This window comes from Nocardia sp. TBRC8007, from assembly GCF_056629435.1.
The window spans coordinates 183,732-207,033 of the sequence record NZ_JBWSOR010000004.1 but is presented as its reverse complement, the minus strand read 5'-3'; the positions used below and the strand labels follow the sequence as shown (position 1 = coordinate 207,033).

Annotated in this window: 23 protein-coding genes; 15 read left to right on the top strand and 8 right to left on the bottom strand. The window is 63.7% G+C overall.

Annotated elements, in window-relative coordinates; translation table 11 throughout:
* The first annotated feature begins 69 nt into the window (after positions 1-69).
* Both ACX4ZE_RS06755 and ACX4ZE_RS06750 read left to right on the top strand, forming a co-directional pair.
* Positions 70-228: a hypothetical protein gene (locus ACX4ZE_RS06755; protein ID WP_480272433.1), complete on the top strand. Its 159-nt coding sequence runs from the start codon at positions 70-72 to the stop codon at positions 226-228.
* The gene (locus tag ACX4ZE_RS06750; RefSeq protein ID WP_480272432.1) at positions 225-644 is read left to right on the top strand and encodes a hypothetical protein; all 420 of its coding nucleotides are present in this window, start codon (positions 225-227) and stop codon (positions 642-644) included. Before ACX4ZE_RS06755 ends, ACX4ZE_RS06750 begins: the two co-directional genes overlap by 4 nt.
* 113 nt (positions 645-757) lie before the next feature.
* Here the strand turns inward: ACX4ZE_RS06750 and ACX4ZE_RS06745 are convergent, their stop codons facing one another.
* Together ACX4ZE_RS06745 and ACX4ZE_RS06740 are read right to left on the bottom strand one after the other, a co-directional pair.
* The gene (locus ACX4ZE_RS06745; RefSeq protein WP_480272543.1) at positions 758-2,356 is read right to left on the bottom strand and encodes a PH domain-containing protein; all 1,599 of its coding nucleotides are present in this window, start codon (positions 2,354-2,356) and stop codon (positions 758-760) included.
* 53 nt (positions 2,357-2,409) lie between these two features.
* On the bottom strand, positions 2,410-2,907 hold the full coding sequence (locus tag ACX4ZE_RS06740; RefSeq protein WP_480272431.1) for a PH domain-containing protein: 498 nt from the start codon (positions 2,905-2,907) through the stop codon (positions 2,410-2,412).
* 394 nt (positions 2,908-3,301) lie between these two features.
* Between ACX4ZE_RS06740 and ACX4ZE_RS06735 the strand changes: the two genes are divergently transcribed.
* From ACX4ZE_RS06735 to ACX4ZE_RS06710, 6 genes are all read left to right on the top strand, one after another.
* On the top strand, positions 3,302-5,956 hold the full coding sequence (locus tag ACX4ZE_RS06735) for a bifunctional FO biosynthesis protein CofGH (protein WP_480272430.1): 2,655 nt from the start codon (positions 3,302-3,304) through the stop codon (positions 5,954-5,956).
* Between the two features lie 136 nt (positions 5,957-6,092).
* On the top strand, positions 6,093-6,416 hold the full coding sequence (fdxA, locus tag ACX4ZE_RS06730; RefSeq protein ID WP_480272429.1) for a ferredoxin: 324 nt from the start codon (positions 6,093-6,095) through the stop codon (positions 6,414-6,416).
* 8 nt (positions 6,417-6,424) lie between these two features.
* Positions 6,425-7,534, top strand: coding sequence for a succinyldiaminopimelate transaminase (gene dapC, locus ACX4ZE_RS06725; RefSeq protein WP_480272542.1), 1,110 nt, complete (start codon positions 6,425-6,427; stop codon positions 7,532-7,534).
* A gap of 138 nt (positions 7,535-7,672) precedes the next feature.
* Positions 7,673-9,307 (top strand): L-glutamate gamma-semialdehyde dehydrogenase, encoded by a 1,635-nt coding sequence (gene pruA, locus ACX4ZE_RS06720; protein ID WP_480272428.1) that lies wholly within the window; start codon positions 7,673-7,675, stop codon positions 9,305-9,307.
* Between the two features lie 31 nt (positions 9,308-9,338).
* Complete coding sequence (locus ACX4ZE_RS06715) at positions 9,339-10,298, top strand: proline dehydrogenase family protein (protein WP_480272427.1); 960 nt, start codon at positions 9,339-9,341, stop codon at positions 10,296-10,298.
* Between the two features lie 169 nt (positions 10,299-10,467).
* Positions 10,468-11,106, top strand: a complete 639-nt coding sequence (locus ACX4ZE_RS06710; protein ID WP_480272426.1) for a TetR/AcrR family transcriptional regulator — start codon at positions 10,468-10,470, stop codon at positions 11,104-11,106.
* Here the strand turns inward: ACX4ZE_RS06710 and ACX4ZE_RS06705 are convergent, their stop codons facing one another.
* Positions 11,107-11,958 carry an oxygenase MpaB family protein gene (locus tag ACX4ZE_RS06705; protein WP_480272425.1) on the bottom strand — a complete coding sequence of 284 codons (852 nt, stop codon included), beginning with the start codon at positions 11,956-11,958 and terminating at the stop codon, positions 11,107-11,109.
* A 159-nt stretch (positions 11,959-12,117) separates the two neighbouring features.
* Between ACX4ZE_RS06705 and ACX4ZE_RS06700 the strand changes: the two genes are divergently transcribed.
* On the top strand, positions 12,118-13,536 hold the full coding sequence (locus ACX4ZE_RS06700) for an acyl-CoA synthetase (protein WP_480272424.1): 1,419 nt from the start codon (positions 12,118-12,120) through the stop codon (positions 13,534-13,536).
* An 81-nt stretch (positions 13,537-13,617) separates the two neighbouring features.
* On the opposite strand, the gene dapD is transcribed toward ACX4ZE_RS06700, so the two are convergent.
* The gene (gene dapD / locus ACX4ZE_RS06695) at positions 13,618-14,565 is read right to left on the bottom strand and encodes a 2,3,4,5-tetrahydropyridine-2,6-dicarboxylate N-succinyltransferase (RefSeq protein ID WP_480272423.1); all 948 of its coding nucleotides are present in this window, start codon (positions 14,563-14,565) and stop codon (positions 13,618-13,620) included.
* Between the two features lie 255 nt (positions 14,566-14,820).
* Here dapD and dapE point away from each other — a divergent pair, with 255 nt between their 5' ends.
* From dapE to ACX4ZE_RS06665, 6 genes are all read left to right on the top strand, one after another.
* Entirely contained in the window at positions 14,821-15,924 is a 1,104-nt protein-coding gene (dapE, locus tag ACX4ZE_RS06690; protein WP_480272422.1) for a succinyl-diaminopimelate desuccinylase, read from the top strand.
* Positions 15,925-15,970: 46 nt separating this feature from the next.
* On the top strand, positions 15,971-16,210 hold the full coding sequence (locus ACX4ZE_RS06685; RefSeq protein ID WP_480272421.1) for a hypothetical protein: 240 nt from the start codon (positions 15,971-15,973) through the stop codon (positions 16,208-16,210).
* Positions 16,207-16,764: an LOG family protein gene (locus tag ACX4ZE_RS06680; RefSeq protein WP_480272420.1), complete on the top strand. Its 558-nt coding sequence runs from the start codon at positions 16,207-16,209 to the stop codon at positions 16,762-16,764. The genes ACX4ZE_RS06685 and ACX4ZE_RS06680 overlap by 4 nt, the downstream gene beginning before the upstream one ends.
* A 16-nt stretch (positions 16,765-16,780) precedes the next feature.
* Complete coding sequence (locus tag ACX4ZE_RS06675; RefSeq protein ID WP_480272419.1) at positions 16,781-18,550, top strand: long-chain-acyl-CoA synthetase; 1,770 nt, start codon at positions 16,781-16,783, stop codon at positions 18,548-18,550.
* 94 nt (positions 18,551-18,644) lie between these two features.
* On the top strand, positions 18,645-19,529 hold the full coding sequence (folP, locus tag ACX4ZE_RS06670) for a dihydropteroate synthase (RefSeq protein WP_480272418.1): 885 nt from the start codon (positions 18,645-18,647) through the stop codon (positions 19,527-19,529).
* The gene (locus ACX4ZE_RS06665; protein ID WP_480272417.1) at positions 19,526-20,464 is read left to right on the top strand and encodes a glucosyl-3-phosphoglycerate synthase; all 939 of its coding nucleotides are present in this window, start codon (positions 19,526-19,528) and stop codon (positions 20,462-20,464) included. Before folP ends, ACX4ZE_RS06665 begins: the two co-directional genes overlap by 4 nt.
* A 37-nt stretch (positions 20,465-20,501) precedes the next feature.
* Here ACX4ZE_RS06665 and ACX4ZE_RS06660 read toward each other — a convergent pair whose 3' ends face one another.
* The 4 genes from ACX4ZE_RS06660 to tatB form a co-directional block, all read right to left on the bottom strand.
* The gene (locus ACX4ZE_RS06660; RefSeq protein ID WP_480272416.1) at positions 20,502-20,834 is read right to left on the bottom strand and encodes a hypothetical protein; all 333 of its coding nucleotides are present in this window, start codon (positions 20,832-20,834) and stop codon (positions 20,502-20,504) included.
* A gap of 210 nt (positions 20,835-21,044) precedes the next feature.
* On the bottom strand, positions 21,045-21,440 hold the full coding sequence (locus tag ACX4ZE_RS06655; protein ID WP_480272415.1) for a hypothetical protein: 396 nt from the start codon (positions 21,438-21,440) through the stop codon (positions 21,045-21,047).
* Between the two features lie 517 nt (positions 21,441-21,957).
* Complete coding sequence (locus ACX4ZE_RS06650; protein WP_480272414.1) at positions 21,958-22,815, bottom strand: hypothetical protein; 858 nt, start codon at positions 22,813-22,815, stop codon at positions 21,958-21,960.
* A 52-nt stretch (positions 22,816-22,867) separates the two neighbouring features.
* Positions 22,868-23,284 carry a Sec-independent protein translocase protein TatB gene (gene tatB, locus ACX4ZE_RS06645; RefSeq protein WP_480272413.1) on the bottom strand — a complete coding sequence of 139 codons (417 nt, stop codon included), beginning with the start codon at positions 23,282-23,284 and terminating at the stop codon, positions 22,868-22,870.
* Between the last annotated feature and the right edge of the window lie 18 nt (positions 23,285-23,302).

Genomic DNA, 23,302 nt, shown 5'->3' with positions numbered 1-23,302 from the left:
CCGGAGAGCAGCGACTCCTACTGATCGTGCGTGGGTAACACTGATCCGGACCGGAATAGACTCGGCACTATGTACAATTGGGAGCTCCAGAATGCGATCGTGGCATTCGTGGACAGTATGAAGCCGTATTGGCAGGAGCAACACGACCTGTATATTTCGACGCTACATGCGTTTGCCGGCATGCAGAGTCAGCTGCTGACCCTTCTCGGCTATCCGCCGGTACAGTGACGACAGAACTCGACGATCACGTCTCCGGAAAACTCGGCGCGCTGCGCCGCTTTGTCGGCCCAGCGCTGGATGGGGTGATTGCTGTTGTCCTCGTTGTGGATGCTCTGCTCACGTTGTCGCTCGAGGTGCTCTATCTGCCATCCTATCTCGGCGCGGTCGCTTTTCCGGCCTCCGCTCTCATGGCAGGCGTGGTGAATGTCCTGCTCGTCGCGGGCATGCGTTCGATCGACCTGCGCGCCGCTGCGATGGCGCTTCCTGTAGTCGCTTGGGCGTTCGGGTTCTTGGTTTGCGTGAGCATCGGCCCGGGCGGCGATGTTCTGCTCACCCCGACGTGGCCCACCTTATTACTACTTTTCTGCGGAGTGGTGCCGCCCCTGGTATACATTTCTCTCCGAGTAAACGCTCTTTCCAGGTGAGTACGCGACTTCTCGGCCTAGGCCCCGAGCTCGGCGTCGGTGCGGCAGACCACGGGGGTGGTCGCACGACGCTGGTATTCGCGCAGGATGTGGTAGCTAGCAGGATGTGGTAGCTAATAGCCCTCGCGCTGGTGCGGTGATCTCTCGGCACCGCTAGGGTGCTCCGCAGACAGGCGGAGACCGAGCCGCCCCGGTGTGATGGATTCGATGAGCTCCCATGCGTCATCGAGGCGGACGTCGACCACCGCGTAACGCTTCTTGCCCGCGGCGGTCGCCGCAATCACTGTGGCGACTCCAGCTCGCCGCTGGAAGAAGGTCTGGCGCACGGTCCAGCCGAGTATGCCGGGTGCTTCTAGACAGTCCCTGCTCCGATCGAGTGATCCGGACCGGCTGATCAGCCAGATCGGACCGGTGGCTGTGCGCGGAAGCACCGCGTGCCCGAGGCCGCGGTAGCGGTCCTCGGCCAGCGTGAGTGCGACTGGCAGAGCGAGACAGGGTAGCAGCCACCACCATGGTGAATAGCTCTGTCCAGCAAACGAAATGCCGGCCAGTGCCGCGGCGATGACCCCGATTGGGGCCAGGGCACGAGTGTACCTGCGGCGTCGGGCGGCCGCACCGTGTGCGATCAATGGCGCGCTGCCCGGCGCCGTATAGATGTGCGCGCCTGCTGAGCTCGTGCCCCCGGCGACCGCGTCCGGCCGGATTGTGATGGCCTTGTCCTGTAGGTCTTCCGGGGCGAGCAGATGACCCAGTGTGTGTTCCACCGCGATGCGTGGGGCCTGTGGAAGGATCTTCTGGCGTGGATTCTCCCCGGTCATGACCGCCTCGAGCTCGGCGCCGCCCGCCAGGCGCAGCAACAGCGGTTGCTTCACTGTCGCCCCACGTAGCCGGGCCAGGTCCAGAGTGATTCGGCGAGTGGTGAACAGGCCGTGCCGCAACTGTAGGGTCTTGCCGTCATCGATGACACGCAACCCGAAATAGGTGGTCAGGTAATGGGCGCAGGCCGCGGTACTGACCAGCAAGGCGATAACGAACAACAGCACGGTCCCGATCAGTGCCAGTACGAAGACGTCCCCACCCTCTACGCCGGCCACTGCGTCCGATCGGAACATGAGCTCGCCGAGTCCGTACTGGAACGCGATACCGATGATCGGTGTGACAATCGCGAACCCGGTCAGCGACAATGGTGCATAGCGCACCCAGGCCGGGCTCCAGTGCCCGATCTCGCGTACCGGAGTTCGCTGTGCCACGGCAGTAGCGAAGTCGTTCTCCTGAGTATTTTCTCGTTCCTCGAACGCACCTGTCCGATCCGTCGTGTGCGTGAGTAGAATGGCCCGTAATCGGGGGACAATTCGAACGTCCAAGGCATCGAGCTTGAACTGTTCACCCGAATCGGCCTGCTGTCCCGTCCCGATCGCCAGCACCGCGAGTCCGAGCATCCGGTGCAGCAGGTCCGCTTCGATATCCACCGACCGAATCCGCGACCGTGGCACCGCCAGCTTCTTGCGTTGCAATAACCCGGTGCGTAACTCGACATGAGTGGATCCCACTCGATACGTCGTGGTGAACCAGCGGCTGAGGGCGATCCCGACGATCAGCACTATAGGGATTACGCTCCATGCGGGGTTTCCGCTACTTGTGCCGAGGATCACCGAACCGATCAGTACCGGGATGAACTTGATCGCCTCGGTGACCGGGTGGACCAGCAGCATCCTCTTGTCGAGCCGCTGCCATGCCTGCTCGGCTTGCGTGATGCTCGTCTCATTCACGTCGCATCCCCGCGGTGCTGGGCGGCTATTCGGGTCAGTCGCGTCACGGTCTCCTCGGCCACCGGCAGATCGAGGGCACTGATCTGAACCGCACCTGCAGAGGATGCGGTCGTCACTGTGACCGTCGCCAGTCCGAGCAGGCGTTCCACCGGTCCACGTTCGGTGTCGACGGTCTGAACCCGCGAGATCGGCGCGACCCGGCTTTCCTGGTTGAGCCAGCCGACCCTGGTGTACACCGCCTCATCGGTGATCTCCCAGCGGTGCACCGCGTACCGCCACCACGGCGCCACGCCTATGTTCAGTGCGGCTACTACGAGTGTGAACAGGAAGACCCCGAGTTGCCAGCCGCGATGCACGGAGTCGAGCCTCGCCCATACGATCTGGGCTGTAAACGGAATCACCCAGGCCAGCGCGGCCTGTACAGTCCACAGAAGCTTTGCTCTCGGGCTAGGACGCCAGGCCGGGTCGGCCATGATCGTGCGCGGCTGCGACATGCTGTCATGGTTGCACGACTACGCACCCGCTGTCGCCATCGAATGCCCTCTGCCCAAGGCGGTGCGGCATACTGCGGCCGCAGCTCATGGCTACGAGCGCGGACTGGGGCATGGAAGTTTCTTCTTCAGTGCGGCAACGCTTTACGGAGTTGAGTCAGGATTTCTCCTGCCGAGGAAACCGGTATGGCGTAATCGTGGCCGGCAGCCGGGACGCAGTGCCTTTCGCGCGTGGGAAATAGCCGACGTCGGAATAGCCTCGCCCACTGCATAGTTGTCAACGCGCAGTGGTGCCCATATCTCACTGGGCTCCTCGGCGAACAGGGCCACGCATGCGGCTCGTACGCTTGGCCTTATTTTCGAGCACTGGAGGGAGACAGTTCCGGATGGGTAGCGCATGATCGAGAGCGTGACCGACCTACCGAACCCGAGCGTTCCGTCCACACCGCCCACCCCGTCGGCCATGCGCCGGGCGCTGCGCCGGGCCCGTGATGGTGTCACATTGAACGTGGACGAGGCCACGGTGCTTCTGCACGCGACGGGGACAGATCTCGCCGAGCTATGCCGCAGTGCCGCGCGGATACGCGATGCCGGGCTGGCCTCGGCTGGGCGTCCTGAGACGCTCAGTTATTCCCGCAACGTCTTCATCCCGCTGACGCGCCTGTGCCGGGACAAATGTCACTACTGCACATTCGTCGCCGTGCCGGGCAAGTTGCGTGCCGAAGGCAAGGAGATGTTCCTCGAACCCGACGAGATACTCGACATCGCGCGGCGCGGCGCGGCGCTCGGTTGCAAGGAAGCACTGTTCACACTGGGTGATCGCCCCGAGGACCGGTGGCCGGAAGCCGCGCGCTGGCTGGACGAACGCGGCTACGATTCCACGCTGGACTATCTGCGTGCCATGTCGATCATGGTGCTGGAAGAGACAGGTCTGCTGCCACATCTGAATCCGGGCGTGATGTCGTGGGCGGAGATCGCCCGGCTCAAGCCAGTGGCCCAATCGATGGGCATGATGCTGGAGACTACGGCGACCCGGCTCTACACCGAGAAGGGCAATTGCCATTACGGCAGTCCGGACAAGGATCCCGCGGTGCGCCTGCGTGCCATCACGGACGCGGGTCGCCTTTCGGTGCCCTACACCACAGGCATCTTGGTCGGTATCGGCGAGACAAAAACGGAGCGGGCCGAGTCGATCATGGAGATCCGCAAGCAGCACAAGGCTTTCGGACATATTCAGGAAGTCATCATCCAAAACTTCCGGGCCAAGGACGACACCGCGATGCGGGATGTGCCCGATGCGGCTATCGAGGAATTCCTCGCCACTATCGCTGTTACCCGTATACTGCTCGGCCCGGACGTTCCGGTGCAGGCGCCGCCGAACTTGGTGTCGCACGCCGAGTGCCGTGCGCTGATCGAGGCGGGTATCGATGACTGGGGTGGGGTATCGCCGGTGACGCCCGATCATGTGAACCCGGAACGGCCATGGCCGAACGTGGACACGTTGCGCGAGATCACCGCGACGGCGGGCTATCGGCTGGTCGAGCGAACCTCCGCGCATCCGAAGTATGTGCGCGCAGGCAATCCGTGGGTGGATCCGCGGATCGGTGCGCACGTCGCGGCGCTTACCGATCCGGTCACCGGGCTGGCGAATCCGGATGCGCTACCGGTCGGTCTGCGCTGGCAAGAGCCGGACGAATCCTGGGAATCGACCGGACGTGTGGATCTCGACACCGCTATAGACACCGAAGGCCGCAAAACCGACCACCGCAGCGACGCCGCGCTCGGTACCGGCGGCGGTAGCTTGGGGGACCACGGAGAGCCCAGGGCGGACCGCCCAACGGATACTGCTCTCGTCGGCGCCTTCGGCGACTGGGATACCATCCGCGAACAGGCCCGAGATCTCACCACGCAGCAGCAGCGGTTGGACGCCGATGTGCTCGCCGCGTTGCGCGCTGCTGAACGCGATCCGGCCGGGCTCAGCGATGCCGAGTATCTCGCATTGGCCACCGCGGATGGTGCCGAACTCGACGCGGTCGCCGCGCTGGCCGATCAGCTGCGCCGCGATGCGGTCGGCGATGACGTCACCTACGTGGTGAACCGGAACATCAACTTCACCAATATCTGCTATACCGGTTGCCGATTCTGTGCCTTCGCTCAGCGCAAAGGCGACGCGGACGCGTTCACATTGAGCGTGAACGAGGTCGCCGATCGGGCGTGGGAGGCGCATGTGGACGGCGCTACCGAAGTGTGTATGCAGGGGGGCATCGACCCCGATTTGCCGGTCAGTGGGTACGCGGACTTGGTCCGCGCGGTCAAACGGCGGGTGCCGGCCATGCATGTGCACGCGTTCAGCCCGATGGAGATCGTGAATGGCGCCTCGCGTGGCGGCCAGAGCATCCGCGACTGGCTTGTGGCGTTGAAAGAGGCAGGCCTGGATACCATTCCTGGTACCGCTGCCGAAATTCTGGACGATGAGGTGCGCTGGGTACTCACTAAGGGCAAGCTGCCCACCTCGGCGTGGATCGAAGTGATCACCACAGCTCACCAAGTAGGCATCAGGTCCAGCTCGACCATGATGTACGGCCACGTGGACAATCCGAAACACTGGGTCGGGCACCTGCGGGTGTTGCGTGGAATCCAGGATGAAACCGGTGGGTTCACCGAGTTCGTGCTTCTGCCGTTCGTGCACCAGAGCGCGCCGCTGTATCTCGCAGGCGCTGCGCGGCCCGGGCCGACGAACCGGGACAACCGTGCTGCCCACGCACTGGCCAGGATCATGTTGCACGGCCGGATCTCCAACATCCAGACCAGCTGGGTCAAGCTCGGGACCATCGGAACCAGGGTGATGCTGTCGGGCGGCGCCAATGATCTCGGTGGCACGCTGATGGAGGAGACCATCTCCCGGATGGCGGGCTCGCAACACGGCTCGGCGAAAACAGTTGCCGAGCTGGTCGAGATCGCCGAGGGCATCGGCAGGCCTGCCCGGGAGCGAACCACAACCTACGGCACGCCGAAGCGCAGGATGCCGCTGTTGTCGGTGCCGGTGGGGTAATACCGTTCGTTGGGCGGCGATGCGGAGTTCACGGCACCGGATGTTAGGGCAGGCTGACCAGTAGTAACGTGTGGTGCCGGGATAGGGTTTGCCGGGCGGGCTATCCCGCAGGCAAGGACAGACTAGGAGAGCGGCAGTGCCGTACATCATCGCTGAACCGTGCGTTGACGTGAAGGACAAGGCATGCATCGAGGAATGCCCCGTGGACTGTATCTATGAGGGCGGTCGCATGCTGTACATCCATCCGGACGAGTGCGTGGACTGTGGTGCATGTGAGCCGGTGTGTCCGGTGGAGGCGATCTTCTACGAAGACGACACCCCAGATCAGTGGAGCGCATACGTGAACGCCAACGTCGATTTCTTCGACGAGATCGGTTCGCCCGGCGGAGCCACGAAGGTGGGCAAGGTCGATTACGATCCGCCGCTCATCAAGGAACTGCCTCCGATGGCGAGCGAGTGAGTCCCGGGGTGGCGCCGCGTGGCCGGGTCAGTGCGCTGCTGCCCGAATTTCCCTGGGACACCATTGCTTCGGTGAAGGCGAAGGCGGCCGATCATCCGGGTGGCATCGTCGATCTTTCCGTCGGCACCCCGGTCGATCCGGTCGATCCGCTGATCCGGTCGGCGCTGAGCTCGGTCGCGGAGGTGCCAGGGTACCCGGCTACGCAGGGCACCCCCGAGCTCCGCGTGGCCGTGGTCGAGGCGTTGAAGCGGCGTTATGGGATCATCGGTCTCGATCCGGCGGATGTAATGCCAGTGATCGGCACCAAGGAGCTGATCGCCGGACTGCCCCGGCTGCTCGGCCTCGGACCGGAGGATACGGTGGTCATCCCCGAGATCGCCTACCCTACCTACGAGGTCGGCGCTCTGTTGGCGGGTGCGCGGGCGCTCCGCGCTGACGGGCTGACCCAGCTCGGCCCACAGACGCCCGCGCTGATCTATGTGAACTCGCCATCCAATCCGACCGGCCGCGTGCTCGGTGTCGAGCACCTGCGCAAGGTGGTCGCGTTCGCGCGCGAGCGCGGCACGATCGTCGCCTCCGACGAGTGCTATCTCGGGCTGGCCTGGGCGGGCCGCGCGCCTTCTCTGCTCGACCCCGAAGTGTGCGGTGGCGACTACACCAACCTGCTCGTGGTGCATTCCTTGTCCAAGACCTCGAACCTTGCCAGTTATCGCGCCGGGTTCGTGGCGGGCGATCCGGCTCTGGTCGCCGAGCTGCTCGCGGTGCGCAGGCACGCGGGCATGATCGTGCCATTCCCGGTCCAGGCCGCGATGGTAGCCGCGCTCAGCGATGACACTCATGAGGCGCAGCAGCGCGAGCGGTACAGGAAACGCCGGGAAGTGCTACGAAAAGCACTGGTAAAAGCAGGTTTCCGGATTGATTGCTCGGAAGCGGGCCTGTATCTGTGGTCAACGCGCGGTGAATCGTGCCGCGATACGCTGAGCTGGCTGGCCGAGCGCGGTATCCTCGCAGCCCCTGGCGACTTCTACGGTCCCAGTGGTCATGAACATGTGCGGATCGCGCTGACCGCGACTGATGAGCGTGTCGCCGCGGCGGCCGAGCGGCTCGCCGCGGGCTGAGTGCCAGGTTTCTGGCCAGGCTCCAGAAAGGCTCGACTCCGGATGACACGTCCGCGGGGCAGTGGGGGCTGCCGATTCGATATCGTGCGATAGTGTGTCGACAGCCCCCGTGCCGCGCCAGGGGAGCTAGCCTGAAGTATGGACGCTGTCACGGTTGTCCCCGAGCCGAGTAACGAGCCGGTGCGTTCCTACGCGCCGGGCAGCCCAGAGCGGGAGTCGCTGCTGGACAAGCTCGCCGAGTTGTCTGTCGAGGCTGTGGACGTTCCCCTGGTGCTCGGTGGCAAACACCGGCCGGGCATCGGCGAACGGCACGATATTGTCGCGCCGCATCGACACCGCCAGGTGCTGGGGACCTATACCGACACCACACACTCGGAGGCCCGCGCCGCTATCGAAGCCGCGATGGCAGCCGCACCCGGCTGGCGGGAGACGCCCTTCGAGGAACGCGCCGCGGTACTGCTACGCGCGGCTGATCTGTTGGCTGGGCCATGGCGCGAGACGCTCGCCGCGGCCACCATGTTGGGGCAGTCGAAATCGGTCCAGCAGGCCGAGATCGATGCCCCCTGCGAGCTGGTCGATTTCTGGCGGTTCAATGTCGCCTTCGCCCGCGGAATCCTGGAGCAGCAGCCGCGATCGGGCGCTGGGGTGTGGAACCGTATGGACCATCGGCCACTCGAAGGCTTCGTCTATGCCATCACCCCGTTCAATTTCACCGCGATCGCCGGGAATCTGCCGACCGCGCCTGCGCTGATGGGCAACACGGTAGTGTGGAAGCCTTCGCCCACCCAGACGTTGTCGGCGTTCTACACGATGCGGTTGCTGGAGATGGCGGGCCTGCCACCCGGCGTGATCAATATGGTGACCGGCGATGGCAAGCAGTTGTCGGAGGTGGCGCTGCCCGATCCGCGACTGGCAGGCATCCATTTCACCGGTTCCACCAAGACGTTCCGCTACCTTTGGCAGCAAGTCGGCGCCAATATCGGCCGCTACCACGGTTACCCACGGATGGTCGGCGAGACCGGAGGAAAGGATTTCATCGTCGCGCACTCCTCGGCCGATCCTGATGCGCTGCGCACAGCCTTGATTCGCGGTGCGTACGAGTATCAAGGCCAGAAATGCTCGGCGGCCTCGCGAGCCTATATCGCACGATCGGTGTGGCGCACGATGAGCGAGCAGTTCCTCCATATCGTCGCGGAACTGAGCTATGGAGATGTGGCCGATCTATCGAATTTCGGCGGAGCGCTGATCGATCGGCGTGCTTTCGACAAGAGCGCGAAGGCCATCCAGCGAGCCAGGGACGCGGGCATCAGCATTCCGGTCGGTGGGAGCTGCGATGACAGTGAAGGCTGGTTCGTTCGACCCACCGTGCTGCTGCTGGACGATCCGCACGATGAATCGTTTGTCACCGAGTACTTCGGGCCGATTCTGTCAGTGTATGTCTACGACGACACCGATCCAGGCGCTTATCGAGCGGTTCTCGCCGAAGTCGAGTCGGCGGCGCCGTACGCGCTGACCGGTGCGGTGTTCGCACAGGACCGGCATGCCATCGAACAAGCGGGTGCGGTACTGCGCTTCGCGGCGGGTAACTTCTATATCAACGACAAACCCACTGGCGCGGTCGTGGGGCAGCAGCCTTTCGGTGGCGCTCGCGCCTCCGGTACCGACGACAAGGCGGGCTCACCGCTGAACCTGTTGCGTTGGGTCGCGCCGCGCACGATCAAGGAAACCTTTCTTCCTACGCAGGAGCATCGATACCCGCATATGGGGTCGTGATGCCCGCTGCGGCAGTGCTCAGGAAACGAATATGGTGAACCCGCTGCGCCCGGTGATTCTGGCGGCCTCGTCCTCGCCGAGAATGAAGCGGTTGCTCACTGGTTTCCCGGTGACCGCGCAGATCGTGCGGCGCTTTGTGGCGGGTGAGACGCGCGAGGAGCTACTCGCAGTGGCCGCCGCGTTGCTGGTCGGGGGGCGGATGGTCAGCGTGGATTTCCTCGGCGAGTACACCACCGATCGCAGGCAAGCGCGCGGCACACTCGATGAATACCGTTCCTTGATCCGGGAACTCGCCGCGCTGGAGTGTCCTGAATTGCCCGGTACGACGGCTCGACCGGTCGAGGTCTCGGTGAAACTATCGGCATTGGGGCTGACGTTGCATGCCGACGGGCCTGCTGTCGCGGCCGAGAATCTGCACCTGCTGTGCGCCGAGGCCGCGCAGTGGGGCGTGTGGGTAACCGTTGATGCGGAAGACCACACGACCACCGATGCCACGCTGGCCGTGGTCGGTATGCTGCGCCCCGAATTCCCCTGGCTAGGCGCGGTACTACAGGCATATCTGCGGCGTACCGAGGAGGATTGTCATGCGTTCGCGGGCGCCGGGTCGCGGATCCGGTTGTGCAAGGGCGCTTACCGAGAGCCATATGATGTGGCGTTCCAGCGAACCAGTGAGGTTACCGCGGCTTATCTGCGTTGCCTGGAGATCCTGATGTGCGGTGACGGTTATCCGATGGTGGCCTCGCACGATCCAGCGGTGCTCGCCGCCGCCGAGCGATTGGTCACCGGAACCGGACGGACCACCGGCGACTTCGAGCATCAGATGCTGTACGGGATACGCGACCGTGAGCAGCTGCGGCTGGCGCGAGCGGACAGGGCTATGCGAGTCTATGTGCCCTATGGCAGCCAATGGTACGGCTATCTCACTCGGCGGCTTGCCGAACGGCCTGCCAACCTCGCGTTTTTTCTGCGTGCCTTGGCGAGTGACTCCTGATCACGCCACTGGCGCGCTGCTTCGGGTTCTCGCCCCGATACCGTGGGAACTTCATACGATTCGCGGACCACTGCCTCGGTCGCATCCGCAGGGTGGCGCCGAAGCGCGGGGATGATGATATGAGATGTTGGGCGACTCACTGTTTCGTCGACGCGGATAGGGTAGAGCCATGGCTACGTTGACCAGGCTGCTGCCGCTTGTTCGCGGAGCTGCGCCGGAGGATCGCAACCAGACTCGCGTTCTGGACGCGGCGCTATTGGCGTTTCTGGACTTCGGCATCAAGCGCACCAGTATGGTGGAGGTCGCACGGCGCGCCCGGTTGTCTTTGGCCACGCTCTATCGGCGCTTTGCGGGAAAATCCGATCTGATCAAGGCTGTCGGACTGCGGCAGGCGCGTGAGTTCGTCGAGGAGGTCGACACCGCGTTGCGGCGGCAGACTGATCGGGACGCGAGTGCCGAGGCGCAGATCGTAGAACTGTTCGCTGCGTTCATTACCGGGCTCCAGAGCAATAAGTTGATCCACCGGCTTCTGGACACCGAGCCCGAACTCGTGCTGCCCTACCTGACCATCGAAGGCGCCTCGGTCATCGAACTCGGCCGGGACTATCTCGCCGAGTTCATCACGCGGCTGCAGCAGGAAGGTAGGTTGCCGCCCTACGATCCGGAGCCGTTGGCCGAGATGATCGCCCGTACTGCGTTGTCGTTGGCGCTGACCCCGCAGACAGTGATCCCACTCGGCGACGATGTGGCGATCAGGCAGTTCGCGCGCGACCATGTGGTGGTGTCTTTTCGGGTGCCGCAGCGCTGATCAGACCAAAGACAAGCCGAGTCGGCGCCGGATCCGCAGGTCCAGCAAGTAGGCGTTGAGCGGGAAGACGCGGACCGGTTGTGGAAGCCTGGACACTGTGGCGCCGAGCGTGCGCAGGATGAGGTCGAGTGCGCGGTCGTCGCGTTCGGTCCAGACCATTCCCATTTCGTCGCGGAGATGCTGTGGCAGCAATCCGGTGACGAAGAAGCGGTGTACGCGGCTGAAGGTCCATTGGGCTGGTCGCGGTAACATACGCAGGTCGATGAGGTCATTGAAATAGGTACGTATGGTTGGGTCGATGTGCGTTTTCGCGAGACTCGTCGTCCAGTATTCATCGAAGGCGCGTCGGTCGGTCGGCCACATTGCTTCCGGCATCTGGAGTGTGGTCCCCATCTGGGCGCTGAGCCGGTAGAAGGCTTTGTCGACTGCTTCGTCCATCGGGCCGTGCATCCGTTCGCGCAGGTCTTTCGCACCCCAGTACAGGCAGGCCGCGACCCACAATTGCAGCGCAGGGTCGAAGGCGTTGTAGCGCACCGGACTCGACGCGGTGGAGTGAACCGGGCGATGGGAGCCGTTGACAGCTTCGCGGTAGGCTGCGCGTTCGGCCTCGGTGCCGAGCAGTGCTACGGACAGATAGGTCAAGGTCGTGCGCAATCGTTTGACCGGATGCAACATGACATTTCCGCTGTCGACTGTGCTCTCCAGCACGCCGTACCCGACTGATGGAGTGCTCAGTTGCATGATGACATTCGCGGTGCCGCCGAGGAAGCCTGCGATACCGTCGAGATACTGCCCGACGTCAAGGGAATCCGGCGATTTGTGCCGATGTGTCGCACGAAGTGGCTTGGGCATCGCTGACCTCACAGCCTGGAACTGCTATACAATCTGAGAAGATTGTATAGCAGACTTCTCACTGAATCACAAAGGTGTCAACCAGCGCATCTCGCGTGCGCGGTGTGTCCGGCCGGGTGCCGCGTCGCTGTCGCGGAGTCGGCGCAGTAGCGTAGTCGGATGACGTTCGGTTCGCCGCTGTTGCTCAGTTCCATGAACCCGCTCGTCGTCGTGGATGGAGCGGATATCCCGGATGCGGTCACCATCGCCGGGGCCACTCTCTCGCGCAGCGATCTGCTGGGTGCGGCCACCGCGGTAGCCGAACGCGTCGCGGGTGCGGAGCGGGTGGCGGTGTTGGCCGAGCCGACCGTGGACACGGTGCTCGCGGTGGTCGGCTGTCTGATAGCGGGCGTGCCTGTGGTTCCGGTACCGCCGGACTCAGGAACAGTGGAACTGGCGCATATCCTCGCCGATTCGGGTGCGCGGGCCTGGCTGGGGAAGGCCGCGGGGGATACCCAGCTGCCGATCATACCGGTGCGGCGGCATGCCAGATCGTGGCACACATATCCCGAACCAGATCCCGCCACAACGGCTTTCGTGATGTACACATCGGGAACCACTGGTCCCCCCAAGGGAGTGGTACTCAGCAGGGGCGCGATCGCGACGGGGTTGGACGCGCTGATCGATGCGTGGTCCTGGACTGCAAGTGATGTTCTGGTGCACGGGCTTCCGCTGTTCCATGTGCATGGTCTCATCCTCGGCGTACTCGGTGCGCTACGCGTGGGTAGTCCGCTGATCCACACCGGTAAACCGACGCCACAAGCCTATGCCGCGGCCTCGGGTTCGCTGTACTTCGGGGTGCCTACCGTATGGTCGCGGGTAGTCGACGATACGGATGCGGCCAAGCGATTGGCCGGTGCCAGGCTTTTGGTCTCCGGCAGCGCGCCACTGCCTGCTCCGGTATTCGAACGGCTGCGCGAGCTTTCTGGGCACGCGCCGGTTGAGCGCTACGGTATGAGTGAAACCCTGATCACCCTGTCTACCAGGGCAGATGGTGAGCGCAGGCCGGGTTGGGTCGGCCTGCCGGTGCGTGGGGTGCGAACCCGGCTTCTGGATGAGTCCGGGGCTCCGGTGCCGCACGATGGCGAAAGCATCGGCGGACTCCAGGTCCGTGGCCCAATGTTCTTCGATGGCTACTTGAACCGACCGGAGGCGACTGTGGCGGGCTGGACTGATGACGGCTGGTTCCGGACCGGAGATGTCGCTGTCATCGACCCGGAGGGTTTTCATCGCATTGTCGGCCGGGAATCGGTGGATTTGATCAAGTCCGGTGGTTACCGGGTCGGTGCGGGCGAGGTGGAGGCAGTATTGCTCGGTCATCCCGCGGTCGCGGAGGTCGCCGTGGTCGGGCTACCTGATGACGATCTCGGACAGCGCATCACCGCATTCGTCGTGCTGCGTGCCGCGGCCACCGAGCGCGAACTGATCGATCATGTGGTCGAACAGCTCTCGGTGCATAAACGCCCCCGCGAGATCCGCATGGTCGACGCATTGCCGCGTAACGCTATGGGCAAGGTGCAGAAGAAACTGCTCGGCTGAGCGCTTTGGTTGCCCGAACCTCGATCGGGCAACCGCGACCGGCGACAAGTGCGGACAGCAGGGCAGTGCGGCGATAACGGATCAGTCGTTGGCGTGCAGGTCGGCGTTGAGCTCGATTCCGGTGCCTTTCTTCGGGACCACTTCCACCACGCCGGTAGCGGAATTTCGGCGGAACAGGAGATTGTCGTGGCCGGCGAGTTCGGCGGCCTTGACCAGGTTGCCTTCTGGTGTGGTGACTTTGGTGCCTGCGGTCAGGTAGAGGCCGGCTTCCACGACGCAGTCGTTGCCCAGCGGGATGCCGAGCCCGGCGTTCGCGCCGAGCAGGCACCGCTCTCCGAGAGAGATAACCGTGGTGCCGCCTCCGGACAACGTGCCCATGATAGACGCGCCGCCACCGATGTCGGTGCCGTTACCGACCACGACGCCTGCGGAAATACGGCCCTCGACCATGGACGCGCCGAGAGTGCCCGCGTTGAAGTTCACGAATCCTTCGTGCATGACCGTGGTGCCCGAGGCCAGATGGGCACCGAGGCGGACACGATCGGCATCGCCGATGCGGACGCCGGCGGGAAGTACATAGTCGACCATACGCGGGAACTTGTCGACGCTGTACACCGTAACCGGTCCGCGAGCGCGTAGCCTGGCGCGCGTGGTCTCGAAGCCGTCCACTGCGGCGGGGCCGTGGTTGGTCCACACCACATTGGTCAACAGGCCGAACTGGCCCTCCAAACTCACGCTGTGCGGCCCGACCAAACGGTGCGAGAGCAGGTGCAGGCGCAGGTAGACATCGTGTGCGTCGACCGGGGCCACGGACAGATCGGTGATCGTAGTGCGCACCGCGATCACCTCGACCCCGCGCGCCTCGTCGATACCGAGCAGCGCCGCGTACTCGGCGGGCGCGTTGTCGAGCCGTTCGGTGCCGGTCTCGGCGAACTCACCCAGCAGCGGGTTCGGATACCACGTGTCGAGCACGGTCCCGTCCGTGGTCACGTTGGCGATACCGATTGCTGCTGCTCCCTGGATACTCACGGCATTAGAGGGTACCGACCCGCATTCCAGCGATGTGCGACCGCTCCGTGGCGTATGCACGATGACGTAGTGGCGACCAACGGGTCCGCGGAATCCGCGACCAGACGGCCGCCGCGCCTTCTTCTTCGTTTTTGTCGCGACAGTAGTAACGTCGGGTGAATACGTTCGCAGTGATAGCGATCAGGGTGGCAGTGTGTTCGGGGTGATCCGGAAGGTGTTCGGGATGATCCGGAAGTCCGCCCGTAGGCTAGGCGCGTGACCATAGACCTGCATATCGACCCGGTAACGCTCACCGCCGCGCTCGTGGACATTCCGAGCGTTTCGCGGAACGAGGAAGCTATCGCCGATGTGGTGGAGCGGGCGTTACGGGAGCAGACAACCGGTTTCGAGGTGCTGCGCCGCGGGAATGTGGTGTTGGCACGCACCCACCGCGGGCTGCCGACCAGGGTGATCCTGGCCGGGCATCTGGATACCGTGCCGATCGCCGATAACGTGCCGGGTCGCTTCGAGGTGAACTCGGCGGGCGAGCGGGTGCTCTACGGCTGCGGGTCGGTGGATATGAAATCTGGTGACGCGGTGTTCCTGCATCTGGCCGCGACTATCGCCGATCCGGTGCACGATCTGACACTGATCTTCTACGACGGCGAAGAGATCGCCGCGGAGTTCAACGGCCTCGGTTATATCGAGCGCGAGTTGCCGGGCTGGCTCGTCGGTGATCTCGCGGTGCTCGGCGAGCCATCCGGCGGATGGATCGAGGCAGGCTGCCAAGGCACGCTGCGGGTTCGGCTGAGTACTTCGGGTGTGCGTGCGCATTCGGCACGGGCATGGCTGGGCGACAATGCGGTTCACCGGTTGGCTCCGCTATTACAGCGGTTGGCCGACTACCAGGCGCGGGAGGTCGATATCGATGGATGCGTCTATCGGGAGGGTCTGTCCGCGGTCCGGGTCGTGGGCGGTGTGGCGGGCAATGTGGTGCCCGATGTCGCTGAGGTGGATGTCAACTTCCGTTTTGCCCCGGACCGCACAGTGGACCAAGCCTTAGCACATATACAGGAGGTTTTCGCCGGACTCGATGTTTCCTGCGAAGTAACCGATTCCGCGCCCGGCGCGCTGCCGGGACTGACCGCGCCCGCAGCCGATGACCTCATCCGTTCGGTGCGTGGTTACGGAGGGGGCGGTGTGCGCGCCAAGTACGGTTGGACCGATGTCTCTCGGTTCGCCGCCCGTGGTATTCCCGCGGTCAACTTCGGCCCCGGCGACCCCAACCTCGCCCACAAGCGCGACGAACATGTCCCGGTAGCTCAGATCAACGCTGTCGCCGCGATGTTGCGCGCCTACTTGGCCGGTGTTTCGGTCTGAGACGACCAGATATGGGCAGGTAGCGCTGAACGGTAGCGTTGGGCGCATGTCTACCGATGCCGCGGACCCCGCCGAGTTCGTGGAGGGCTTCGATGAGCTTGCCGAGGCGCCCCGAGCGGTAACCGTCCTCGGTTCCATGCGCACGCTTACCGACCATTCCGACTACGAGGCGGGCCGGGCGATCTACGAGGCGGGCCGGGCGATCGGGGCCGCGTCGACTGCAGCGGGATTCGCAGCGATCATCGGCGGCGAGTCCGTTGCGATCGAGGCGGGGAGAGGGCGGTGAGCGATCAGCCTTTCGCCGTATGTGTCTATTGTTCGGCGAGTACAACGGATCCGGACCACCTCTCGCTGGCTACTCGGGTGGGCACCGAGATCGCTCGGCGTGGCTGGCGGTTGGTATCCGGAGGCGGTCACATCTCGATGATGGGCGCGGTCGCGACCGCGGCGCGCGCAGGCGGCGCGCATACCATCGGTGTGATCCCGAAACATCTGGTGCATCGAGAAATGGCCGATGTCGATGCCGATGAACTGGTGGTCACCGACACCATGCGCCAGCGCAAGCAAGTGATGGAGGATCGCGCCGACGCGTTCCTCACTTTGCCCGGCGGCATCGGTACCCTGGAGGAGTTATTCGAGACCTGGACCGGCGGTTACCTGGGGCAGCATGACAAGCCTGTCGTTGTACTGGACCCAGATGGATTCTTCCGCGGGTTGTTCTCCTGGCTGGACAAGTTGCATAATCGGAAGTTCGTCTCCCAAGCAGCGCTGTCTCGGATTACCGTAGTAGATGATCTACCCGCCGCCTTCACGGCACTGAAGGCGCCACGTACTCCTTGACGAGGAGGCTGAAGATGTGAGCACCGAAGCTCGCACTACGGTGAGTCTGTTCGACCTCGCACGCAGTGTGCCAGCCATGGTCGCGAACCTGCCGAACATACTGCGCAGCGCGCCGGGAATGCTGGTGACGCCGGACCGTAAGTCCTCGGTCGGGTTACACTTCCAGCGCTGCGCCCACCGCCATCCGAACCGTCCCTTCCTGCGCTTCGACGGGAAGACGTACTACTACGGCGAGGTCAACGCCCAGGTCAATCGGTACGCGAGTGTGTTAGCGGGGCGCGGTGTACGGCGTGGTGACGTGGTCGGCATACTGATGACCAACCGGCCGGAGACACTGTTCGTCGCGCTGGCCACAGTGAAACTCGGCGCAACCGCGGGCATGCTCAACCACCATCAGCATGGCCGGACACTCTTCCACAGCATCGCTCTGCTCGACAGCGTGCTGATCGTGGTCGGCGCGGAATGCTCCGATGCGATCGACTCGCTGTCCGAGCCGCTCGACAACATCGTTTCGGACACAGAAATCGACCAGGCGGCCGAGCACGCCGAGGCCACCGACCCACCCATCTGCTCGGAGATCACCGCACGCGAACGCGCGTTCCTGATCTTCACCTCCGGTTCCACCGGCATGCCGAAGGCCAGCGTGGTGACTCATCAGCGCTGGACCAAGGGCATGGCCGGGTTCGGCTACTTCGCAGTACACCTGCGCCGCGACGATATTCTGTACTGTTGCTTACCGCTCTACCACGCCAATGTGCTCATTATCGCATTGTCGACGGTGCTGGCCTCCGGCGCTACCTTGGCGCTCGCCCGCGAATTCTCCGCGTCCAGGTTCTGGGACGAGATCATTCGCGCCCGGGCGACAGCGTTCATCTATATCGGTGAACTGTGTAGTTATCTGATCGATCAGCCGCCGAAACCGACTGATCGCAGGCATAAGGTTCGACTCGTTGTCGGCAACGGACTGCGCCCTGGGCTATGGGATGAGTTCGTCTCCCGGTTCGGCATCGAACATATCGTGGAGTTCTACAGCGCGAGCGAATCGAATATCGGATTCGCCAACGCCTTCCTAATCGACCGGACCGCAGGGTTCACGCTCCTGCGGTATGCCGTCGTAGCGTACGACGGTGCTACCGGAAAGGCCTTGCGCGATGAGAACGGGCGGCTACGTCGGGTAGGGCGAGGGCAGGTCGGGCTGCTGCTGGGCAAAGTGACCGGCCGATCCCCGCTCGATGGCTACACCGACAAGTCCGCCACCGAGGCCAAGCTCGTGCGCGATGGTTTCAGACCAGGCGATGTCTGGTTCGATACCGGCGACCTGGTTCGCAACCAAGGCTGGCGTCATGTCGCGTTCGTGGATCGGCTCGGGGACACCTTCCGTTGGAAGGGGGAGAATGTGGCTTCCGCGGAGGTAGAAGGCGTACTGGCCAGAGCGGACTCGATTGCCGAGGCAGTGGTGTACGGGGTGGAGATTCCCGGTGCCGACGGCAAGGCGGGTATGGCCGCGGTGACGCTGCGCCCCGGCGCCGAATTCGATGCGTCCGCGCTGGCGGAGCTGGTCTACGAAGAATTACCCGGATACGCCATCCCACTGTTCGTCCGAATCGTGCGGGAACACGAGTTGACTTCCACTTTCAAACTACGCAAGGTCGAACTGCGTAAACAGGGCTACACTCCGGACGCCGACACTGTGCTGTACGTGCTCGCCGGACGTGCCAAAGGGTACATCCCGGCCTACGCTGATTACCCGGCTGATGTCGCGGCAGGGCGTGCTCCGAAGAACTGATCCCGGTCGGAACTGATCCCGGTCGCCACTGCGCGACATGCGGTGCGAGACCGGAACCGGTCGCCGCTATCGTCGGATTAGCTACAGTCGTTGCATGTTCAGCTCCACCGCGTCACCGCTTCCCACACTATGCGGTCGGCCGGTAGCGACGGACCGGGCACTGGTTATGGCTATCGTGAACCGTACGCCGGACTCGTTCTACGATCGCGGCGCCACGTTCACTGACATGGCGGCTATGGACGCTGTGGCGCGCGCGGTCGACGAAGGCGCTGACCTGGTCGACATCGGCGGTGTGAAGGCCGGGCCCGGCGACTCGGTGAACCCCGCCGAGGAGATGCGTCGGGTGATCCCGTTCGTCGCGGCCATCCGGGCGAAATATCCCGAGTTGTTGCTCAGTGTCGATACTTGGCGTGCCGAGGTGGCGGAGGCGGCGGTGGCGGAAGGTGTGGATCTGATCAATGACACCTGGGCGGGGGCCGACCCGGATCTGGTCGCGGTGGCCGCAGACCACGGCGTGGGCGTTGTGTGCAGTCATACTGGTGGCGCGGCCCCGCGCACTAGGCCGCACCGGGTCCGCTATGCCGATGTTGTGCACGACGTCACCGGCACAGTGGTGCGTGCTGCCGAGAACGCGCTCGCAGTAGGGGTGGCGAAGGATTCGATCCTGATCGATCCTACTCATGATTTCGGCAAGAACACCTATCACGGTCTCGAACTGTTGCGTGGAGTCGACATTCTTGTAAATACCGGATGGCCAGTCTTGATGGCGCTGAGCAACAAGGATTTCATCGGGGAGACTCTTGGTGTCGGTCTTTCTGAACGATTGGAGGGCACATTGGCGGCAACAGCATGGTCGGCGGCGGCCGGCGCCCGAGTCTTTCGTGTCCACGAAGTCGCCGCGACCCGGCGAGTGGTGGACATGATCGCCGCAATCCAGGGCATACGTCCCCCCGCGCGAACCTTGCGAGGTCTGGTATGACATTTCAACACCGCGAGCCGACTTGGGTGAAGACCAACACGTGGGATATCCCGGACTGGACAGTGGATGAGCTCATCACCGCCAAATCGGGGCGCACTGTGTCGGTGGTGCTGCCCGCGCTGAACGAGGAACAGACGGTGGCCGATGTGGTGGCCAGCATCCGGCCGCTGTGCGGCACGTTGGTCGACGAACTGATCGTGCTCGATTCCGGCTCCACCGACGCCACTGTGGAGCGAGCCCGCGCGGCGGGCGCTGAGGTGATCAGCCGGGAGCAGGCGGTGCCGGAGCTGGATCCGGTACCCGGTAAAGGGGAGGTGCTGTGGCGTTCGCTGGCGGTAACCAATGGTGATCTCATTGCCTTCGTCGACTCCGATCTGATCGACCCGGACCCGGCTTTTGTGCCCAAGTTGCTCGGTCCGCTGCTCACCGTCGACGATATGCACCTGGCCAAGGCCTACTATCGCAGGCCGCTGCGGCAGGAGGGTGTAGTGGACTCGCATGGTGGGGGCCGGGTCACCGAACTGGTCGCGCGCCCGCTGCTCGCGGCGCTGCGGCCGGAGTTGTCCCTGGTTTTGCAGCCACTCGGTGGCGAATATGCCGGTACTAGGGAATTGCTTACCTCGGTGCCATTCGCGCCGGGCTACGGCGTAGAGATCGGACTGCTGCTCGACACCTACGATCGGCACGGTATGTCCGCGATCGGCCAGGTCAATCTCGGCGTTCGGACACATCGCAATCGGCCGCTGGCTGACCTCGGGGTGATGAGCCGCCAGATTCTCGGCACCGCGTTCGGGCGTAGTGGCGTTCGGGACTCCGGTGCGGCGTTGACCCAATTCCCTTTGGTAGCTGGAGAATTCACCGCGCATCGTACCGAGGTTTCACTGGTTGATCGGCCGCCGATGAACACCTTGCGGCCCGAGCGGGCAGCAGCTTGAACGCTCTCGGTGTCCCGCCGCTGATGTTTGTGGCCGGTCAGCACCCGCCCGCACGTGGGTCTCGCATGTATCCGGCTTCGATCAAGGTGCGGAAGGCCGCGTTCTTATAGACACATTCGGCGGGTTCGCAGATCCGATGGCGTTGCATGAGTTCATGAGCCTCAGCCACGGTCAATGGCTCGGTGGGCAGATGCTGAGGCTTGCCGATCGGACAGGCAGGGAGCCGGGTAGAGATTTGCTCCGTGATCCCGTGTTCGGCTACCCGGATCCGGCGTCGTCGGATCGTCGGCCAGTGCAGCAGACTGATAGTGACAACCAGACTCACAGCGCCGGCGATCGAGCAGAGGATGGCGATCTGGGTGGCGGTCACGGCGCTATCTCCTCTCGGTGGGGCGGGCCGGGCAGAGTGTCAGAGCTACAGTGCGACGCACCGTCACCTAGTTATAGTTAATTTTCAGCAAATTAAGTGTGAGCCGAGTGGGCACGCCGTGCAAGGGGGAATGCGACTCAGTCGAGTCCTACTGGGCTCTGTCGCCGGGTGAGCTGGTGATCAATGACTTCCGGTGGTCCGCCGGTCGCGCTATTCGGCGTGGCGCCGCTGTTCGCCAGGCACTGTGCCGTCTGTCTTCGGTGCGGATGTGCTGCCCGCCCGGATCGACACGTCCGCTGCCTTCTCCTTGGTGTTTCCGATGTCCGTGAGTGTGGGTGGAGGCTGTTGAAGAATTATCGGCATCGCTTGATCGGCCGATATCACCTGGTCAGCTCTGCCTTCCTGCTGTGGTTCGTCGTCGGCCACTGATTCGTTTTCGTTTGTCGAGTCGGGTGCCGCAGCTGTTCGCTCCTCCGCGAGCCGCGCCTGTAGATCTGCGACGGTCAGATGAGTCCGTGCTGCTCTCGGTCGCAGCAGCACAGTGGCGACCAGGACAATAAGCCCCGCTGCCAGGGCGATGCCGCCGATGAGCAGTAACGGATTCACGATTTCCTCTCGACTTCCTCTCGACGTTGTCGATAGTTCGGTGGACCGAGGAACACCCAAGGCTGGTGCTGTGGACGATCCAGTGGGTGATGACACCACTGGATCGGTGGCTCCGGCAGAGGGCTATCGCGCCGAGCGAATCATGGCGCGGCACTGCGCGAGCGATACAGAGTTCACCGACAGTGCACTTCGATTATGCACCTGGAGCCACCCGTGCGCCGTGGTTATCTTTCGGCTATTTCAAACGAGGGTGGACGGAACGTGTGCGGAGAGTTCCAGTGATCAATAACACAATAGTGTGGTAGATGCTCGCCGGGGCGATCGCCATAGCAGGCAGTGACTGCTGTGGTGTGCTTGCGGTCGAAGCGAGTTTTCTCGGAACGAGCTCGCGATCGGCCGGGTGCGCAAGAGGTGCCACCCGGTGGATTACGGCGCTGTCGAGAATAATCCGGTGCTGGGTCGGATCGATCGCTTTTGCTGCGAACGCACCGGCAGGGCACCGCACAGTGTGTTGGGTTCAGCGTCGCAGACCCGATGTGGGTATTCGGTTTTCGGAATCGTGACGGTAGACCGGCGTGAGTAGTTCGGCGTCCAATGGCTCGCCGGTGGTTCGATCGAAACGGCAGGCGATCAGCACCGAGAAACGATGCGCGCTCGCCCGCTCATGCAAACTGGCCAGGCGGGTGGCCAGCAGCCGGATGGCGCCGAGAGAGCCGGGTGGGTGCATGCCGTCGATCATCAGTACGTTACCGCGTCCGTCAGGCCGGGGGAGTCTGGCTAGATAAGCGATGTCGTGCGGTTCCGGCCCACCCGGACGATATACCCGCCGAGCGGCCCGGTCCTCGATTCCTCGCCGCGCATCGCCGACCCTGGTGATGGCGCGGCGTAGCCGCGGATCGGCAGCCACCAGCTGGCGCAGGCTCGGAGACAGCTCTGGCCCGCCCAGCACGATCAGTCCGTCGCGCCGCAGATCGATCGGGCGGCCAGGGTGAAAACGCTCGACCGCGACAGTGAAATCGAGTTGGCGTAGTAGTTCCGCCAATCGTTGTGGCGCTGCTGGATCCGGCGCACCGATCACTTGTCCGGCATGTAACTCCGGGGCGAGCACGGTGAGCGAGCCGTGTCCGAAGAACAGTCCTTCCGGTACCGGCCCTTGGGTACTCACCTGGTGGATGCGAGCACGGGAAAGACCCGCTGCCGCACCGATTCTGGCGAATGTCCAGCCTTCGGCATGGAGTTCACGGATCACAGAACGACGAATCCTGGTTAGTTCGTTGACGGTCTGCTGGGCTGCCGCCACCCTTTCGGTGGCCGCCTTCAGTCGTTCGACCTTGTCCTCGATTGCGAACACGCGCGCCACATCATCGGCCGACATGTGCGAAGTCTAGACAGCCGAGTCCCATCCAGCGTCTAGAGTGCTTGACCGATCAGGTGGCATCGAAGTCGATCGGAGGATGTTCGTTGCGCTTCAACGGTTTATCCAGCTTCGGCGAGGGGTAGTCCGGCGCTTCACTGCTCATGCTGTGCAGGTCCTTTGGATCGGGCACCGCGTCGCTGAGCTCCCGCAACAGCGAATCGTCGCCGTTGAGCAGATGTTTGGTCACCATCGTGCGCGGCGTCATACCGCGCAGTTGGTTCAGATCGGCCAGCGGTTTGCGCAGGTCCTCGAACTCCGGCCCGAGTTCCTGCTTCAGCTGAGAGGTAGCGCCGCTGGCGTAGTCACGCACCTGCCGCAGGCTACGCATGGTCCAGCGCACGGCACCGGGCAGGCGCTCCGGGCCCAGGATCACAAGGGCGGCGACAAGCAAGATGACCATCTCACCCCAGCCGATGCTGCTGAACACGTAATCAGGCTACCCGGT

Excerpts from the sequence above, each read along its gene's own strand:
- ACX4ZE_RS06755 (WP_480272433.1), top strand. The coding sequence starts at position 70 with ATGTACAATTGGGAGCTCCAGAATGCGATCGTGGCATTCGTGGACAGT.
- ACX4ZE_RS06745 (WP_480272543.1), bottom strand. The coding sequence starts at position 2,356 with ATGCTGCTGGTCCACCCGGTCACCGAGGCGATCAAGTTCATCCCGGTA.
- ACX4ZE_RS06740 (WP_480272431.1), bottom strand. The coding sequence starts at position 2,907 with ATGTCGCAGCCGCGCACGATCATGGCCGACCCGGCCTGGCGTCCTAGC.
- ACX4ZE_RS06735 (WP_480272430.1), top strand. The coding sequence starts at position 3,302 with ATGATCGAGAGCGTGACCGACCTACCGAACCCGAGCGTTCCGTCCACA.
- pruA (WP_480272428.1), top strand. The coding sequence starts at position 7,673 with ATGGACGCTGTCACGGTTGTCCCCGAGCCGAGTAACGAGCCGGTGCGT.
- ACX4ZE_RS06715 (WP_480272427.1), top strand. The coding sequence starts at position 9,339 with ATGGTGAACCCGCTGCGCCCGGTGATTCTGGCGGCCTCGTCCTCGCCG.
- ACX4ZE_RS06710 (WP_480272426.1), top strand. The coding sequence starts at position 10,468 with ATGGCTACGTTGACCAGGCTGCTGCCGCTTGTTCGCGGAGCTGCGCCG.
- ACX4ZE_RS06705 (WP_480272425.1), bottom strand. The coding sequence starts at position 11,958 with ATGCCCAAGCCACTTCGTGCGACACATCGGCACAAATCGCCGGATTCC.
- ACX4ZE_RS06700 (WP_480272424.1), top strand. The coding sequence starts at position 12,118 with ATGACGTTCGGTTCGCCGCTGTTGCTCAGTTCCATGAACCCGCTCGTC.
- ACX4ZE_RS06685 (WP_480272421.1), top strand. The coding sequence starts at position 15,971 with ATGTCTACCGATGCCGCGGACCCCGCCGAGTTCGTGGAGGGCTTCGAT.
- folP (WP_480272418.1), top strand. The coding sequence starts at position 18,645 with ATGTTCAGCTCCACCGCGTCACCGCTTCCCACACTATGCGGTCGGCCG.
- ACX4ZE_RS06665 (WP_480272417.1), top strand. The coding sequence starts at position 19,526 with ATGACATTTCAACACCGCGAGCCGACTTGGGTGAAGACCAACACGTGG.
- ACX4ZE_RS06650 (WP_480272414.1), bottom strand. The coding sequence starts at position 22,815 with ATGTCGGCCGATGATGTGGCGCGCGTGTTCGCAATCGAGGACAAGGTC.